General features: G+C 61.0%; 15 protein-coding genes. 12 read left to right on the top strand and 3 right to left on the bottom strand.

What is annotated here, in order from left to right; genetic code table 11:
• Positions 1–295 precede the first annotated feature (295 nt).
• A complete protein-coding gene (locus tag AC1RGE_RS25200; RefSeq protein ID WP_492585199.1) occupies positions 296–1,516 on the bottom strand; it encodes a CaiB/BaiF CoA transferase family protein in 1,221 nt (406 codons plus the stop codon).
• A 13-nt stretch (positions 1,517–1,529) separates the two neighbouring features.
• Positions 1,530–2,711, bottom strand: coding sequence for an acyl-CoA dehydrogenase (locus AC1RGE_RS25195; RefSeq protein WP_011058503.1), 1,182 nt, complete (start codon positions 2,709–2,711; stop codon positions 1,530–1,532).
• A gap of 159 nt (positions 2,712–2,870) precedes the next feature.
• Here AC1RGE_RS25195 and AC1RGE_RS25190 point away from each other — a divergent pair, with 159 nt between their 5' ends.
• The 11 genes from AC1RGE_RS25190 (at position 2,871) to AC1RGE_RS25140 (ending at position 13,001) form a co-directional block, all read left to right on the top strand.
• Complete coding sequence (locus tag AC1RGE_RS25190; RefSeq protein WP_011058502.1) at positions 2,871–3,770, top strand: LysR family transcriptional regulator; 900 nt, start codon at positions 2,871–2,873, stop codon at positions 3,768–3,770.
• A gap of 451 nt (positions 3,771–4,221) precedes the next feature.
• Positions 4,222–5,343 (top strand): Re/Si-specific NAD(P)(+) transhydrogenase subunit alpha, encoded by a 1,122-nt coding sequence (locus AC1RGE_RS25185; RefSeq protein ID WP_492585197.1) that lies wholly within the window; start codon positions 4,222–4,224, stop codon positions 5,341–5,343.
• A gap of 15 nt (positions 5,344–5,358) precedes the next feature.
• On the top strand, positions 5,359–5,682 hold the full coding sequence (locus AC1RGE_RS25180) for an NAD(P) transhydrogenase subunit alpha part 2 (RefSeq protein ID WP_005783507.1): 324 nt from the start codon (positions 5,359–5,361) through the stop codon (positions 5,680–5,682).
• Complete coding sequence (locus AC1RGE_RS25175) at positions 5,682–7,118, top strand: NAD(P)(+) transhydrogenase (Re/Si-specific) subunit beta (protein ID WP_492585195.1); 1,437 nt, start codon at positions 5,682–5,684, stop codon at positions 7,116–7,118. The genes AC1RGE_RS25180 and AC1RGE_RS25175 overlap by 1 nt, the downstream gene beginning before the upstream one ends.
• Positions 7,119–7,297: 179 nt before the next feature.
• Positions 7,298–8,791: a succinyl-CoA:acetate CoA-transferase ScpC gene (scpC, locus tag AC1RGE_RS25170; RefSeq protein WP_011058499.1), complete on the top strand. Its 1,494-nt coding sequence runs from the start codon at positions 7,298–7,300 to the stop codon at positions 8,789–8,791.
• A 319-nt stretch (positions 8,792–9,110) separates the two neighbouring features.
• A complete protein-coding gene (locus AC1RGE_RS25165; protein ID WP_011058498.1) occupies positions 9,111–9,326 on the top strand; it encodes a DUF1127 domain-containing protein in 216 nt (71 codons plus the stop codon).
• Between the two features lie 268 nt (positions 9,327–9,594).
• The gene (locus tag AC1RGE_RS25160) at positions 9,595–9,798 is read left to right on the top strand and encodes a DUF1127 domain-containing protein (RefSeq protein ID WP_072451960.1); all 204 of its coding nucleotides are present in this window, start codon (positions 9,595–9,597) and stop codon (positions 9,796–9,798) included.
• A 167-nt stretch (positions 9,799–9,965) separates the two neighbouring features.
• The gene (locus tag AC1RGE_RS25155) at positions 9,966–10,283 is read left to right on the top strand and encodes a DUF2388 domain-containing protein (RefSeq protein ID WP_011058497.1); all 318 of its coding nucleotides are present in this window, start codon (positions 9,966–9,968) and stop codon (positions 10,281–10,283) included.
• A 103-nt stretch (positions 10,284–10,386) separates the two neighbouring features.
• Positions 10,387–10,695, top strand: a complete 309-nt coding sequence (locus AC1RGE_RS25150; RefSeq protein ID WP_011058496.1) for a DUF2388 domain-containing protein — start codon at positions 10,387–10,389, stop codon at positions 10,693–10,695.
• Positions 10,696–10,722: 27 nt separating this feature from the next.
• The gene (locus tag AC1RGE_RS25145) at positions 10,723–11,043 is read left to right on the top strand and encodes a DUF2388 domain-containing protein (RefSeq protein ID WP_011058495.1); all 321 of its coding nucleotides are present in this window, start codon (positions 10,723–10,725) and stop codon (positions 11,041–11,043) included.
• Complete coding sequence (locus AC1RGE_RS25140; protein ID WP_258611342.1) at positions 11,040–13,001, top strand: DUF7844 domain-containing protein; 1,962 nt, start codon at positions 11,040–11,042, stop codon at positions 12,999–13,001. The genes AC1RGE_RS25145 and AC1RGE_RS25140 overlap by 4 nt, the downstream gene beginning before the upstream one ends.
• A gap of 111 nt (positions 13,002–13,112) precedes the next feature.
• On the opposite strand, the gene AC1RGE_RS25135 is transcribed toward AC1RGE_RS25140, so the two are convergent.
• A complete protein-coding gene (locus AC1RGE_RS25135; protein WP_011058493.1) occupies positions 13,113–13,514 on the bottom strand; it encodes a GFA family protein in 402 nt (133 codons plus the stop codon).
• 319 nt (positions 13,515–13,833) lie between these two features.
• On the opposite strand from AC1RGE_RS25135, the gene AC1RGE_RS25130 reads away from it, so the two are divergent.
• Positions 13,834–15,141, top strand: coding sequence for a CitMHS family transporter (locus tag AC1RGE_RS25130; protein ID WP_011058492.1), 1,308 nt, complete (start codon positions 13,834–13,836; stop codon positions 15,139–15,141).
• The last annotated feature ends 67 nt before the right edge of the window (positions 15,142–15,208 follow it).

Genomic DNA, 15,208 nt, shown 5'->3' with positions numbered 1-15,208 from the left:
GATCGAATCGTTAATAAGGCGAAAACTGACTGCCTTACCAACTACTCCTGGCTTCGATGAACTGAAGCGTAACCGCTGTCGAAAACTGCGTAACTCATTGAATCTCAAGGAGTTTTCCGTTTCGACTGCGCCGGAAGTGGGGCGAATTATAGACCTGTAGAATCTGCCGTCAAGACTTAATTTGCATTTTCTATGAATAAGCTCAAAAGAACCCTCTAAGGGTGCTTCTACAAGACTATATAGAGGCACAGGGTGCGCCTCTATATATAGAAGGGCGGCATATAGAAGGGCGGCGCTACACCACTCGCGAATGCCTCAAGGCGTCCACAGCCTCGACCCGCATCCCCAATACACGTTGCAGAACCTCTGCAGTATGTTCGCCCAATAGAGGAGGGGCGTTACGGTACTCAACGGGGGTTTGCGAAAGACGAATCGGGCTAGCCACCTGAGGCACCATCCCAGCCAACGCGTGTGGCAGCTCCACAGCCAGGCCTCGAGCCACGACCTGAGGATCAGCAAACACCTGCGCCAGATCATTGATCGGCCCACAAGGCACCCCAGCCAGCTCCAGCTGACTCACCCACTCCGCCGTAGTCTTGAACACCGTGGCCTGGCGAATCAGCGGGATCAGCACCGCCCGATTGGCTACCCGCAGCTTGTTAGTGGCAAACCGAGGATCGTCCGCCCACTGCGGCTGACCTGCCACCTCGGCAAACTCGCGAAACTGCCCGTCATTACCCACGGTGAGGATGAAGTCGCCATCCGCCGTCGGAAAATCCTGATAGGGCACTATATTAGGGTGCGCATTACCCAAGCGCTTGGGTGCGACCCCCGTGGTCAGATAGTTCATGGCCTGGTTGGCCAGGCAAGCGACCTGCACATCTAGCAATGCCATATCGATGTGCTGACCACCGCCACCCTGATCTCGATGAGCCAAAGCCGCCAGAATCGCCACAGTGGAGTAGAGCCCGGTAAGGATGTCGGTCAAGGCCACCCCCACTTTTACCGGCCCAGCCCCCTCATCACCCTCAGGTCGCCCAGTCAGGCTCATCAGACCACCCAAGCCCTGGATCATGAAGTCATAACCCGCGCGCTTGGCATAGGGCCCGGTCTGACCAAAACCGGTGATAGAGCAATAGATCAGCCGCGGATTGACGGCCTTGAGCGACTCATAGTCCAGACCGTAAGCCGCCAGCCCACCCACCTTGAAGTTCTCGATGACGATATCCGACTTGGCAGCCAGCTCACGCACCAACTGCTGCCCCTCAGGGCACGTGAAGTCGATGGTCACCGACTGCTTGTTACGGTTGGCCGACAGGTAATAGGCAGCCTCCGTGGTGTTCTCGCCATAGGCATCTTTAAGGAAGGGCGGCCCCCAGGCACGTGTATCGTCACCATTACCCGGACGCTCGACCTTGATGACCTCGGCCCCCAGGTCCGCAAGGATCTGCCCGGACCAAGGCCCGGCCAGTACCCGCGATAAATCCAGTACCCGCAGATGCGATAACGCGCCCATGGTCGCTCTCCTATTAATAGAACGCCTGGATACCGGTTTGTGCACGCCCGAGAATCAGCGCATGCACGTCGTGAGTACCTTCGTAGGTGTTGACCACTTCCAGGTTCACCAGGTGACGAGCAATACCGAACTCATCGGAGATCCCGTTGCCGCCCAGCATGTCACGGGCCATGCGCGCGATATCCAGGGACTTGCCGCAGGAGTTGCGCTTCATGATCGAGGTGATTTCCACCGCCGCAGTCCCTTCATCCTTCATCCGCCCCAGGCGCAGGCAGCCCTGGAGGGCGAGGGTGATTTCGGTCTGCATATCCGCCAGCTTCTTCTGGATCAGTTGGGTTGCCGCCAGAGGACGACCGAACTGCTGGCGATCAAGGGTGTATTGACGTGCGGTGTGCCAGCAGAACTCCGCAGCCCCCAAGGCGCCCCAGGAGATGCCGTAACGCGCCGAGTTCAAGCAGGTAAAAGGTCCTTTGAGCCCACGCACATCCGGGAAGATGTTCTCTTCCGGCACGAACACGTTGTCCATGACGATTTCGCCGGTGATCGAGGCCCGCAGGCCGACCTTGCCGTGAATCGCTGGTGCACTCAGGCCCTTCCAGCCTTTCTCCAGGACAAAACCACGAATGTCGCCGGCATCATCCTTGGCCCAAACCACGAATACATCAGCAATCGGGCTGTTGGTGATCCACATCTTGCTACCAGTCAGGCTGTAGCCACCGTCCACTTTGCGTGCACGAGTAATCATCGCACCCGGGTCAGATCCATGGTTTGGCTCGGTCAGACCAAAGCAGCCAATCCATTCGCCGGACGCCAGTTTCGGCAGGTACTTCTGCTTTTGCGCCTCGGTACCAAACTCGTTGATCGGCACCATCACCAAGGACGACTGCACACTCATCATCGAGCGGTAGCCGGAGTCCACTCGCTCCACTTCACGAGCGATCAGGCCATAGCACACATAGTTAAGGCCGCTGCCGCCGTACTGCTCAGGAATGGTAGCGCCCAACAGGCCGACTTCACCCATTTCCCGGAAGATGGCCGGGTCGGTCTTCTCATGGCGGAAAGCTTCCAGAACCCGTGGTGCCAGCTTGTCTTGAGCGAACTGCTCGGCACTGTCGCGGACCATGCGTTCTTCTTCGGTGAGTTGCTGGTCCAGCAGAAGGGGATCGATCCAGTTGAAGCTTGCTTTACCGCCCATGAGTGAATCCTCGTGAAGTAGGTCAACTATCGTGGAACAGATCCTAGGCCTACGGTGCGCCCCCAGGCAAACGAGGATTTCGCATAGTGTTGTGCTAATTTCTCACTTCGTAATGGCCTAAACCGCCTTTTACAGCATCTATTAGTGAGATTGCCGTACATGCGCAGAAAGATCCCCAGTACCACCGCCTTAATCAGCTTCGAAGCCGCGGCACGTCATGAGAGCTTTACCAAGGCAGCCCAAGAGCTTTCCCTGACCCAGGGTGCGGTCTGCCGACAGATCGCCAGCCTTGAAGAGTTCCTCGGGCTGGAACTTTTCCGGCGTTCACGACGGGGAGTCAAGCTCACTGAGGCCGGGCTGTCCTACAGCCGCCGGGTCGCCACACAACTGGACGCAGTGGAGCGCGACACACTTTCAGTGATGGGTCAGCAGGGGGCCAACGTCATCGAACTGGCGGTGGTTCCGACCTTCGGGACGCAGTGGTTATTGCCACGCCTGAAGGACTTCCAGCAGCAGCACCCCGAAGTCACGGTCAACCTGACCAACCGCACGCGCCCCTTCCTCTTTGCCGACACCCCCTTCGACGCCGCCATCTACTTTGGCGACGCCGATTGGTCGGGTACCCAGTCTCACTGGCTGATGGGCGAAAACCCGATGCCGGTGTGCAGCCCGGCAATGCTCGGCAAGCAGCAAGAGTTGAGCGCCGAGGCCATAGCCGAACTGCCCCTGCTGCAGCAGACCACGCGGCCTTATGCCTGGCGGCAATGGTTCAACTCACAGCAGCTGAATATCCCCCGCGACATGACAGGCCCGCGCTACGAGCTATTCTCCATGCTCGCCCAGGCCGCCATGCACGACATGGGTATCGCCTTGATTCCGCCCTTCCTTATCCAGCGCGAGCTGGCCGAAAAACGCTTGGTCATTGCCAACCCCCAGGCACTCTCGAGCATCAAGGCGTATTACCTGATGATTCCCGAACGCAAAGTGGAATCGGCCTCTTTACGGGCTTTTCGCGACTGGCTGGTGAACCAGGCAAACAGCTACAACCTTGAAAAATAAAGGCTCACAACCAATAGCTGACCCCGTAGTCAAATAAATCAGAACACTACAGATATAACTATTTGTCGCATTTTCACAGACTGTACCGACACCTTGAACAATCGTTCTACAAGCGCCTAACCACGCGGCTTGTAGGGTTTATTCAAGGGCAATGTAAGACTATTCATGTCACGGATGAGAAAAATCTTATTTTCCATAGCAAAGCCTTGAAAGGCACGGCTTACAAGGCTTTAACCTGGTACGTTGCGACATTCGGTCACGGGGTGACTTGTAGTTAATTTTCCGTCACTAGTCAGAATCCCTTGAAGGCCTCAAAGTTCGCCTGCAAAATGCCGCGCCCCGCTGTGATTTCAGCGGGATCGTGCTGATCGGCCGCCCCAGCCGCACCCTCCGAAGTGCGCTGGCCTTCTAAGAAAGATCGAAAGCAATAAGATCAAGCAGGAGATTTGACGTGCACATTGGTGTTCCTCTCGAAACCCAGACGGGTGAAACACGGGTTGCTGCAACCCCGGAAACCATCAAGAAGCTGATCGGCCAGGGTCATAAAGTCACTGTGCAAAGCGGCGCCGGCATTAACGCCAGCGTGGTCGACAGTGCCTATGAAGCGGCAGGAGCCACCATTGGCAGCGCCAACGAGGCCTTTGGCGCCGAGCTGATTCTCAAGGTCGTGGCGCCCAGCGACAGCGAACTGGCGCTGATCAAGAGCGGCACCGTGCTGGTGGGCATGCTCAATCCGTTCAGCAATGAAACCATCGCCAAGCTGGCCGAGCGCGGGATCACCGCCTTCGCCCTGGAGGCCGCACCCCGCACCTCCCGGGCCCAGAGCCTGGACGTGCTGTCGTCCCAGGCCAACATCGCCGGCTACAAGGCTGTGCTGCTGGCCGCCCACTACTATCCGCGCTTCATGCCAATGCTGATGACCGCCGCCGGCACCGTCAAAGCAGCCCGCGTGCTGATCCTCGGCGCCGGTGTGGCAGGGCTGCAGGCCATCGCCACGGCCAAGCGCCTGGGTGCGGTGATTGAGGCCTCGGACGTGCGTCCGGCAGTGAAGGAGCAGATCGAATCCCTGGGCGCCAAATTCGTCGACGTGCCTTACGAGACTGACGAAGAGCGCGAGTGCGCCGTCGGTGTCGGCGGTTACGCGCGCCCCATGCCGGCCAGCTGGATGCAGCGCCAGGCTCAGGCCGTGCACGAACGCGCCAAACAGGCCGATATCGTCATCACCACCGCGCTGATTCCGGGCCGCAAGGCACCGACCCTGCTGAGCGCCGACACCGTGGCCCAGATGAAGCCCGGTTCGGTGGTCATCGACCTGGCAGCCGCTCAGGGTGGCAACTGCCCACTGACTGTGGCTGACCAGGTCGTAGTCGAGCACGGCGTGACCATCGTCGGTCCGACCAATCTGGCCGGGGCAGTGGCTGCCGACGCCTCGGCGCTGTATGCGCGCAACCTGCTGGACTTCCTGAAGCTTGTCTTCACCAAAGAAGGGCAGTTCGAAGTCAACCTCGAAGACGACATCGTCGCCGCGTGCCTGATGTGCCGCGACGGCCAAGTCATCCGCAAAAACGCATAAGCAGGGATTCAGACGATGGAAGAGCTTATCTCCCCCGGTATCTACAACCTGATCATCTTCGTGCTGGCGATCTATGTCGGTTACCACGTGGTCTGGAACGTTACACCCGCACTGCACACCCCCCTGATGGCAGTGACCAACGCCATTTCCGCCATCGTCATCGTCGGCGCCATGCTGGCAGCCGCCCTGACCGTGACCCCGCTGGGCAAGACCATGGGCACCCTGGCCGTGGCCCTGGCCGCGGTCAACGTGTTCGGTGGCTTCCTGGTGACCCGCCGCATGCTGGAAATGTTTAAGAAGAAAGCGCCCAAAGCCGTGAAAGAAGAGGTGCAGAAGTAATGAGCATGAACCTGGTAACAACCCTCTATCTGATCGCCTCGGTGTGCTTTATCCAGGCGCTCAAGGGTCTTTCGCATCCGACCACGTCCCGACGCGGCAACCTGTTCGGCATGCTGGGCATGGCCCTGGCAGTACTGACCACCGTTGGCCTCATTTATAAGCTCGGCGCAGAACTGGCCACCGCTGGCATCGGCTACGTCATCGTTGGCCTGCTGATCGGCGGCACCGCCGGCTCGATCATGGCCAAGCGCGTCGAGATGACCAAGATGCCGGAGCTGGTGGCCTTCATGCACAGCATGATCGGCCTGGCCGCGGTGTTCATCGCCATTGCCGCCGTGGTTGAGCCGCAGTCCCTGGGCATCGTCAAGCACCTGGGCGACGCGATCCCCGCCGGTAACCGCCTTGAGCTGTTCCTTGGCGCAGCCATCGGTGCCATCACCTTCTCCGGTTCGGTGATCGCCTTCGGCAAGCTGTCGGGCAAGTACAAGTTCCGCCTGTTCCAAGGCGCACCGGTACAGTTCGCCGGGCAGCACAAGCTCAACCTGGTACTGGGCCTGGCCACCCTCGGCCTGGGCGTGACCTTCATGGTCAGCGGCAACCTCGGTGCTTTTGCCCTGATGCTGGCCCTGGCCTTCGTCATGGGCGTGCTGATCATCATCCCGATCGGCGGCGCCGACATGCCGGTAGTGGTGTCGATGCTCAACAGCTACTCGGGCTGGGCGGCAGCGGGGATCGGCTTCTCCCTGAACAACTCGATGCTGATCATCGCCGGCTCCCTGGTGGGCTCCAGCGGCGCAATCCTCTCCTACATCATGTGCAAGGCGATGAACCGTTCGTTCTTCAACGTCCTGCTCGGCGGTTTCGGCAACGCAGCCGATGCCGGCGGCCCGGTAGGTTCGAAGGAAGCACGCCCAGTGAAATCCGGTTCAGCCGACGATGCGACCTTCCTGCTGACCAACGCCGATACCGTGATCATTGTTCCCGGCTACGGCCTGGCGGTGGCACGCGCCCAGCACGCGCTGAAAGAGCTGACCGAGAAGCTGACCCACCGCGGCGTGACCGTGAAATACGCGATCCACCCGGTAGCGGGGCGCATGCCCGGCCACATGAACGTCTTGCTGGCCGAAGCCGAAGTGCCTTACGACCAGGTGTTCGAGATGGAAGACATCAACTCCGAGTTCGGCCAGGCCGACGTGGTGCTGGTGCTGGGCGCCAACGACGTGGTCAACCCGGCGGCGAAGAACGATCCTAAGTCGCCGATTGCCGGCATGCCGATCCTCGAGGCTTTCAAGGCCAAGACCATCATCGTCAACAAGCGTTCCATGGCCAGCGGCTATGCCGGCCTGGACAACGAACTGTTCTACCTGGACAAGACCATGATGGTCTTCGGCGACGCCAAGAAGGTCATCGAAGACATGGTCAAAGCCGTCGAATAAAGCTGCTGTAGCGCAATACCCAAAACCTCAGCCTTTAGTAGGCTGGGGTTTTTTATTTACACCATAAAGCCGACAGAAGGCTCTAGATCAGGGCCTTTCATTCGACCTTTGTCGCGCGGTGTTTTTTTTTGAAATCACTAGACTGCGCTTCTTGCTTCCGTTGCCCGAGATAACAATCCATGTACCGTGATCGTATCCGCTTGCCTTCGTTGTTGGATAAGGTGATGAGCGCCGCTGACGCTGCCGCTCTGATTGAGGACGGCATGACCGTCGGCATGAGCGGCTTCACCCGCGCCGGTGAAGCCAAGGCCGTGCCCCATGCCCTGGCCGAACGGGCCAAGGTAACGCCACTGAAAATCAGCCTGATGACCGGCGCCAGCCTGGGCAACGACCTGGACAAGCAGCTCACCGAAGCTGGCGTGCTGGCCCGGCGCATGCCGTTCCAGGTGGACAGCACCCTGCGCAAGGCGATCAACGCCGGCGAAGTGATGTTCATCGACCAGCACCTGTCGGAAACCGTCGAACAACTTCGTAACCAGCAGCTCAAGCTGCCGGACATTGCAGTGATCGAAGCTGTCGCCATCACTGAACAGGGCCATATCGTGCCGACCACCTCGGTGGGCAACTCCGCCAGCTTCGCGATCTTCGCCAAGCAGGTGATCGTCGAGATCAACCTGGCGCACAACCCGAACCTGGAAGGCCTGCACGACATCTATATCCCGACCTATCGCCCGACCCGTACACCGATTCCCCTGGTGAAGGTCGACGATCGCATCGGCAGCACGGCGATTCCGATCCCTGCGGACAAGATCGTCGCCATCGTCATCACTAATCAGTCGGATTCGCCGTCCACGGTTTCCACCCCGGACAGCGAGACCCAGGGCATCGCCAACCACCTGATCGACTTTCTCAAGCAGGAAGTGGATGCCGGGCGCATGAGCAACAAGCTCGGCCCGCTGCAGGCCGGTATCGGCAACATCGCCAACGCGGTGATGTGCGGCCTGATCGAGTCGCCATTCGAGAACCTGACCATGTACTCCGAAGTACTGCAGGACTCGACCTTCGACCTGATCGACGCCGGTAAGCTCAGCTTCGCCTCGGGCAGCTCCATCACCCTGTCGAGCCGGCGCAACGCCGACGTGTTCGGCAACCTGGAACGCTACAAGGACAAGCTGGTGCTGCGTCCGCAGGAGATCTCCAACCACCCGGAAGTGGTGCGCCGCCTGGGTATCATCGGCATCAACACCGCGCTGGAGTTCGATATCTACGGCAACGTCAACTCCACCCACGTCTGCGGCACGCGGATGATGAACGGCATCGGCGGCTCCGGCGACTTCGCCCGCAACGCACACCTGGCGATCTTCGTCACCAAGTCGATTGCCAAGGGCGGAGCGATTTCCAGCGTGGTGCCGATGGTCAGCCACGTGGACCACACCGAGCATGACGTCGACATCCTGGTGACCGAGATCGGCCTGGCGGACCTGCGCGGCCTGGCGCCGCGGGAGCGGGCCCGGGTGATCATCGACAACTGTGTGCATCCTTCCTACCGCGACGCACTGAATGACTACTTCACCAAGGCCTGCGCCTTGGGTGGTCACACGCCGCATATCCTGCGTGATGCCCTGAGCTGGCACATCAACCTGGAAGAAACCGGGAAAATGCTCGTCGAGTAATTGATACAGTTGGCAGCTGACGCAAACACAGTTTCGTCAGCTCGCCGGCCGCTCGCCAATGTCCGCCAAAAACTGTACTGCTGTACCGGTATTTTCCCCGCCTAAAACCACTTGCCTCCCATCAAAAAGCACCAAAATGCACCATAAAGGTGCTGACAGGTACAGTTGCGCCTTTTCCGAACAGTACAGCCCCTATAAACAGTTAACTGGTCCTTCACAATACAGGTGAACTGTATCTACAGAGTCTTGCGCGGGAAGAGGATCATGGGCACCAGTTAAACCACTACCTGATCCCGCCACAAGCGGAAGGATGTCAACCATGGAACGTACACTCAGTTCCGAACTGTTCTTCGAAGACAAAGCTGAAAAAACCCAGGCTTCCCTGCCTCTGCGCGTTATCGCCAACCTGATGCTGTGGCAGCGCCGCATCTCCAGCCGCCATCAACTGGCTCGCCTGGATTCGCGTCTGCTGGCCGATGCCGGGATCAGCGAAGCACAACGCTACGAAGAGCTGAGCAAGCCGTTCTGGCGCTAACTCAGCGTCGCTGGCCCTGACCCACCGGGTCCACCGCCAGCACCCCGAATTGCACACAACAAGACCCGTCGCGGGAAACCGCGACGGGTCTTGTCGTTCTGGCCGCGGAAAACGCGCTACACAGCTGAAATACAGCCCGCTTCATCGTGACAGGTACAGTTTTATAAAACATAACAATTAACCAGTACAATTTAGTTCGAGTGTATCTGTATCACCGCATCGAACCGCCGCACCATGAGGTTGCAGCCAGCTCATCGCTCGGCTGCTCATGGAGGCAAGCATCATGCACTCGTCCCCTGGCTCCAACCTTCACTGCACGCCCTTCAAGCGCTGGCTCACGGCGCTCGCCAACACACGGGAGCGGGACCGCACCCGTCACTTGCTGGCACAAATGGATGAACGACAACTCTCGGACAGCGGCATCAGCCACAGCGATCGGGCAGCGGAACTGCACAAACCCTTTTGGCGCTGAGGCCTGCCGCAACGCTGTGCGAATGGGGCCGCTGAGCCTAATATCTGAGGCGACGTGGCGATTTTCATTCGAACTGCGTCAGAGCAATCAGACACAGCACCTCGCAGTGGCTGCCCGGCGTCTCACTCAGCGCCCTTAAATTGTCTGTTCATTCACAGGAGTTACCCATGTCCCGTCTCCGCCTGCTCAGCGCCGCCGCCCTGCTGGCCCTGGCTGCCAATGCCCACGCCACCAGCCTGATCGTGACCACCGACGCCATTGTCGGCGCGCTCAAGGCCACCACCGACGCCACCTCCGATGCCACTTCTTCCCTGCGTGACAACAAGATTGTCCGTGCCGCCCGGGATGATGCCGCCAGTTTCGTCGCCACCGACGGCGCCATTCGCGGGGTAAAACTGGAAAGCGCATTTGCCCACATTCGCCAGCAAGCGCCTCAGTTGCAGGCCTCTGATGCACAGCTGGCCCAGGCCATCCTGGCAATCTGAAGCGTCTCGGTTTCAGGTGCCCCGGCGCACCTGAAACCCTCTGCGCTGGTCCTCCAAGGGGCATTGCGCTAGCCTTGGCGCTGGTTTTCAGCTGTCGAGACTCTTGGGTTTGTTCCGTATTTCGCTTTCCGCTCCCGTATTGATCGCCGCCTGTTGGGCCGGTTCGGTGCAGGCATTCGACCTCACCACCCAAAGCCTGGTTGTCACCGTCTATGCGACAGGCCAGGTGACCTCGGCGCCCTTCGACCATAAACTGCTGCTTGCTGCCCAGGATGACGCCGCTGCCTTCGTGGCAACCGACGGCCAACTGCGCGGCGCCCGCCTGGAGTCTGCGCTGGAATACCTGCGCCAGGACCCGGCAAAACTTCATGCCAGCGACCTTGAACTGGCGCAGGCAATTCTCGTCCAATAACCATCCCTGTTCTTCCGGAGTCGTTCCATGCGTAGCCCGCTGATTGCCGCCACCCTTGGCCTGCTGTTGTTGGCCGACGTGGCCCAGGCACACACCCTGGTGGCCACCAGTAACATCATCGTCCGCGCCTCTGGCCGCACGATCGATTTCACCTCGGACACCACCACTTCGATCCGTGACTCCAAAGTCGTGCGCGAAGCCCACGACGATGCCGCCAGCTTCGTCGCCAGCAACGGTGATATCCGCGGCGCGCAACTTGAAGCGGCGTTCAATGCCCTGCGCACGCAGCTGCCAGAAGCCCGCGACGCCAGCGACCAGGTGCTTGCCGAAGCCATCCTGGCCCTGTGAAACCACTCCTAGCCTGGCTGCTGGCCGGGACCCTGGGGCTGCTCTGCAGCACCGCCCAGGCCGACCTGCAACTGCGCCTCAAGACCGATGGCTTGAGCCCGGCGCAGCAACACGCCAGCCAGGCACTGCTGGATGAAGCGATGCAGGCGTTGCCGCCGCGTTTCATCCAGCAACTGGATCGCACCATTGATGTCGGCTGGACCGACCGAATGCCCGACAACGCCTATGGCGAGGCATCCCTGGTGTCGGAACTGGACCTCAACCGCGCCTTGCTGCCCAGCCTGACCGACGGCTCCGCCGCCACCCAGAAGACCAGCCGCCCCCATGGCACCGTGCGCCGGGAAATGCTCGCCACGGTACTCCATGAACTGACCCACATTTATGATCGCGCGCGTTTGTGGCCCGGTGCCGAGCGTAGCCTGATCCAGCGCTGCACCCGCAAGAACAGCACCTCCGGACTGATCGGCCTGCCGGATGAGTGTCGCGGCCAGAATGACCGGCGCTTCACCCTGAGCGATGATCCACGGCTGCTGGATCTGGCCGGTTGGCCGCAATACGTCGGCCGCCGTGGCGAACGCGAACAGCACAACCGTCAGGTCGCCCGCAGCCCGGACATCTACGAGATCACCAACCCGAAGGAATTCGTCGCGGTGAACATGGAGTACTTCCTTCTCGATCCGAGCTACGCCTGCCGCCGCCCGGCGCTGTACCGCTATTACCAGGAACATTTCGGCTGGGCGCCGGCCGCCAAGGACAGCTGCGCCAAGTCCTTCGCCTTCCTCAACGCCGGCAACGACTTCGCCAAGACGCCCCTGGGGCAGGTGGACCCGGAGCGGGTCTACGCGGTGGACTACCTGCTGGCCGAAGCCAACCAGAACTGGGTCAGCCGCTGGGGCCACAGCATGCTGCGCCTGGTGATCTGCGCCCCGGGCCGCCCCCGCGGGCCGGATTGCCGGCTGGACCTGGACCAGCACCTGGTGCTGTCCTACCGCGCCTTTGTCGGTGACGTGCAGCTCTCCAGCTGGGACGGCCTGGTGGGCAAGTACCCTTCGCGGCTGTTTGTCCTGCCGCTGTCCCAGGTGATCGACGAGTACACCAAGACCGAGCTGCGCAGCCTGGCCTCGGTACCGTTGAAGCTGTCACGCAGCGAGATCGAGGAAGTGGTGGAGCACGCCGCCGAGATGCATTGGAGCTACGACGGCAACTACTACTTCCTGTCCAACAACTGCGCAGTGGAAAGCCTCAAGCTGCTGCGCAGCGGCAGCAACAACAAGCAACTGATCGGCCTCGACAGCATCATGCCCAACGGCTTGCTGGAGGTGCTCAAGGGCAGGGGGCTGGCGGACACCAGCGTGCTCGACGACCCGCGCGAGGCGCTGCGCCTGGGGTATCGCTTCGACTCCTTCCGCGACCGCTACCAGGCGATGTTCGAGGTGATCAAGAAGCGCCTGCCGATCAAGCAGGCCAGCGTCGAAGACTGGCTGTCGCTGAGTGCAGAGGAACGCCGGCACTGGTTCGACCAGGCCGACCTGCGCACCAGCGCCGCCTTGCTGCTGCTGGAGCAGGCCAGTTATCGCCGGCAACTGCTGCTGGCTCAGGACGAGGTCAAGCAGCGCTACCTGGGGGCTCGCGAGCTGAAAAATGGTGGTATGGAGCAGGCCAACAAGACCCTGCAGCAGATCCTCGCCAACAGCGGCTTCCTCAGCCGCCCGGCAGAATTGCTGGGCAGCGGCGGCTACGGCCTGCCTCAGCCCGCTGAATGGCAACGCCTGGAGTCCGAGAGCAGCCAGCGGCAGAAGCAACTGCAATCCTTGACCGGTGACCTGGACAAGGAAGTGCGAGCCCTGCTGGAACCGGCCCGAGCGGCGGAAATCGCCGCCAACGAGGCCAACCTGAAGCTGGTGGGCGAGCATCTGCGGACGCTGCACAAGGCGGCAGGCGGCCTGGAGCTGCCGTAGCGCTGCCGAGCCCGCGAGGCTGCGAGGCTGCGAAAAGAACCGAAGGGCCTTGCTGGGCGGCCTTGAGAGCCTCGCGACCGCTGCGCGCTCGTGCGCAGCCTGCGGCAGCGGCTACAGGGTTTCCTGCGGTTCTTGCGGCAGGTGCTCGTCCAGATGCAACCAGGGCAGGCGGCTGTCGGTCCAGATATGCCGGTCTGCAGGCGCCCGTTCCGGGTGATCCAGGGTGGCGATGGTGACATCGATGCTGTCTGGGCTCAGGTGGGTGATCAGCGCCAAATGAGCACCACAGTTGCCGCAGAAATAGCGCGCACAACTTCCAGATGAGTCGTACCGGGCGGGAACGCCTTCCAGCCATTCGAAAGCCGAGGCGGGCAGGGTGATCCAGGTGGTCACCAGACCGCCACTGACCCGGCGGCAGATCGAGCAATGGCAGTGGGCGATGTCCCGCAACGGGCCGCTGAACTGGTAACGCAGCCGCCCGCAGTGGCAGCCTCCGGTGTGCAACTCTCTCATGTGCATGTCTCCCTGGCGCCGATAGCCATCACTTTATGCCGCTGGTCGCCTGCTGCAACATCCGTTCGTTCCTTTCAGCGACGAAAGCTGGCTGAAAGCTTCCCCCATTAGGATCGCCTCCACTACCGGCAACAGACCGGTTGGCCACAGCGGGCGTTTCTCGCGCTCCCGGCCCTATTAACAACAACAATGGTGATTCTGATGTCCGCTCCTACCCGCCTGTTTGCTGCAACTCCTCCCGTACGCCTCGTGCTTGCCGTTCTGCGCTGATCCCACCCGGTTCGCCATTCCCTAGCCGCGCTACGCCTGGAGTAATCCCATGCTGACTTTCCTTGGCTTTGCCATGGTCATCACCTTCATGTTCCTGATCATGACCAAGCGCCTGTCGGCGCTGATCGCCCTGATCATCGTGCCCATCCTGTTCGCGCTGTTCGGTGGCTTTGCGCCGAAGATCGGCCCGATGATGCTCGAAGGCATCACCAAGCTCGCGCCCACCGGCGTGATGCTGATGTTTGCCATCCTCTACTTTGCCTTGATGATCGACTCCGGCCTGTTCGACCCGGCCGTGCGCAAGATCCTCAAGCTGGTCAAGGGCGACCCGCTGAAGGTCTCGGTGGGCACTGCGGTACTGGCCCTGGTGGTGTCCCTGGACGGTGACGGCGCCACCACCTACATGATCTGCGTGGCCGCCATGCTGCCGCTGTACAGCCGCATCGGCATGAGCCCGCGAATCATGGCCGGCCTGATCATCCTCGCCGGCGGGGTGATGAACATGACCCCCTGGGGCGGCCCGACCGCCCGCGCGGCCAGCGCCCTGCACGTGGACCCGTCGGACATCTTCGTGCCCATGATCCCGGCCATGCTGGCCGGCGTGGTGGCGATCCTGGCGATCGCCTACATGTACGGCAAGCGGGAAAGGGCGCGCCTGGGTGAACTGCACCTGGCGGGCGACGAGATCGACCACAGCGAGATCAGCGTGTCGCAGTACCCCGACGCTCGTCGTCCCAAGCTGATCTGGTTCAACGGCGCCCTGACCTTCGCCCTGATGTGCACCCTGATCGCCGGCCTGTTGCCGCTGCCAGTGCTGTTCATGGTGGCCTTCAGTATCGCCATGATCGTCAACTATCCCTGCCTGCAGCAGCAGAAGGATAGGGTCGCGGCCCACGCCGGCAGCGTGCTGGCGGTGGTCGGGCTGATCTTCGCGGCGGGCATCTTCACCGGCATCCTGTCCGGCACCGGCATGGTGGATGCCATGTCCAAGAGCCTGCTGGCGGTGATCCCGGAAGCCCTGGGGCCGTACCTGGCGGTGATTACCGCGCTGGTGAGCATGCCGTTCACCTTCTTCATGTCCAACGATGCCTTCTACTACGGCGTGCTGCCGGTACTGGCCGAAGCCGCCAGCCACTACGGCATCACCGCGGTGGAAATGGCCCGTGCGTCGATCGTCGGCCAACCCGTGCACTTGCTCAGCCCGCTGGTACCCTCGACCTACCTGTTGGTGGCCCTGGCCGGTATCGAGTTCGGCGATCACCAGCGCTTCACCCTCAAGTGGGCAGTGCTGGTCTGCCTGTGCATAATGTTCGCCGCTTTGCTGATGGGGATTTTTCCGCTGTTCAGCACTCTATAAAAGCAATGCTTCTGCGCCCGGGCCGGCCTCACGGCCCGGGCTATAACACTCGCTCAAAGGAATACAC

Source organism: Pseudomonas sp. GW823-FHT02C05, assembly GCF_058797595.1.
Note: the sequence above shows the minus strand (reverse complement) of the source record. Positions and strands in the feature narration are given on the sequence as shown.

What these genes read in the sequence shown, in the direction of transcription:
- AC1RGE_RS25130 (WP_011058492.1), top strand. Translation starts at nt 13,834, where the DNA reads ATGCTGACTTTCCTTGGCTTTGCCATGGTCATCACCTTCATGTTCCTG.
- AC1RGE_RS25200 (WP_492585199.1), bottom strand. Translation starts at nt 1,516, where the DNA reads ATGGGCGCGTTATCGCATCTGCGGGTACTGGATTTATCGCGGGTACTG.
- AC1RGE_RS25145 (WP_011058495.1), top strand. Translation starts at nt 10,723, where the DNA reads ATGCGTAGCCCGCTGATTGCCGCCACCCTTGGCCTGCTGTTGTTGGCC.
- AC1RGE_RS25190 (WP_011058502.1), top strand. Translation starts at nt 2,871, where the DNA reads ATGCGCAGAAAGATCCCCAGTACCACCGCCTTAATCAGCTTCGAAGCC.
- AC1RGE_RS25165 (WP_011058498.1), top strand. Translation starts at nt 9,111, where the DNA reads ATGGAACGTACACTCAGTTCCGAACTGTTCTTCGAAGACAAAGCTGAA.
- AC1RGE_RS25180 (WP_005783507.1), top strand. Translation starts at nt 5,359, where the DNA reads ATGGAAGAGCTTATCTCCCCCGGTATCTACAACCTGATCATCTTCGTG.
- AC1RGE_RS25175 (WP_492585195.1), top strand. Translation starts at nt 5,682, where the DNA reads ATGAGCATGAACCTGGTAACAACCCTCTATCTGATCGCCTCGGTGTGC.
- AC1RGE_RS25160 (WP_072451960.1), top strand. Translation starts at nt 9,595, where the DNA reads ATGGAGGCAAGCATCATGCACTCGTCCCCTGGCTCCAACCTTCACTGC.
- AC1RGE_RS25155 (WP_011058497.1), top strand. Translation starts at nt 9,966, where the DNA reads ATGTCCCGTCTCCGCCTGCTCAGCGCCGCCGCCCTGCTGGCCCTGGCT.
- scpC (WP_011058499.1), top strand. Translation starts at nt 7,298, where the DNA reads ATGTACCGTGATCGTATCCGCTTGCCTTCGTTGTTGGATAAGGTGATG.
- AC1RGE_RS25195 (WP_011058503.1), bottom strand. Translation starts at nt 2,711, where the DNA reads ATGGGCGGTAAAGCAAGCTTCAACTGGATCGATCCCCTTCTGCTGGAC.
- AC1RGE_RS25135 (WP_011058493.1), bottom strand. Translation starts at nt 13,514, where the DNA reads ATGAGAGAGTTGCACACCGGAGGCTGCCACTGCGGGCGGCTGCGTTAC.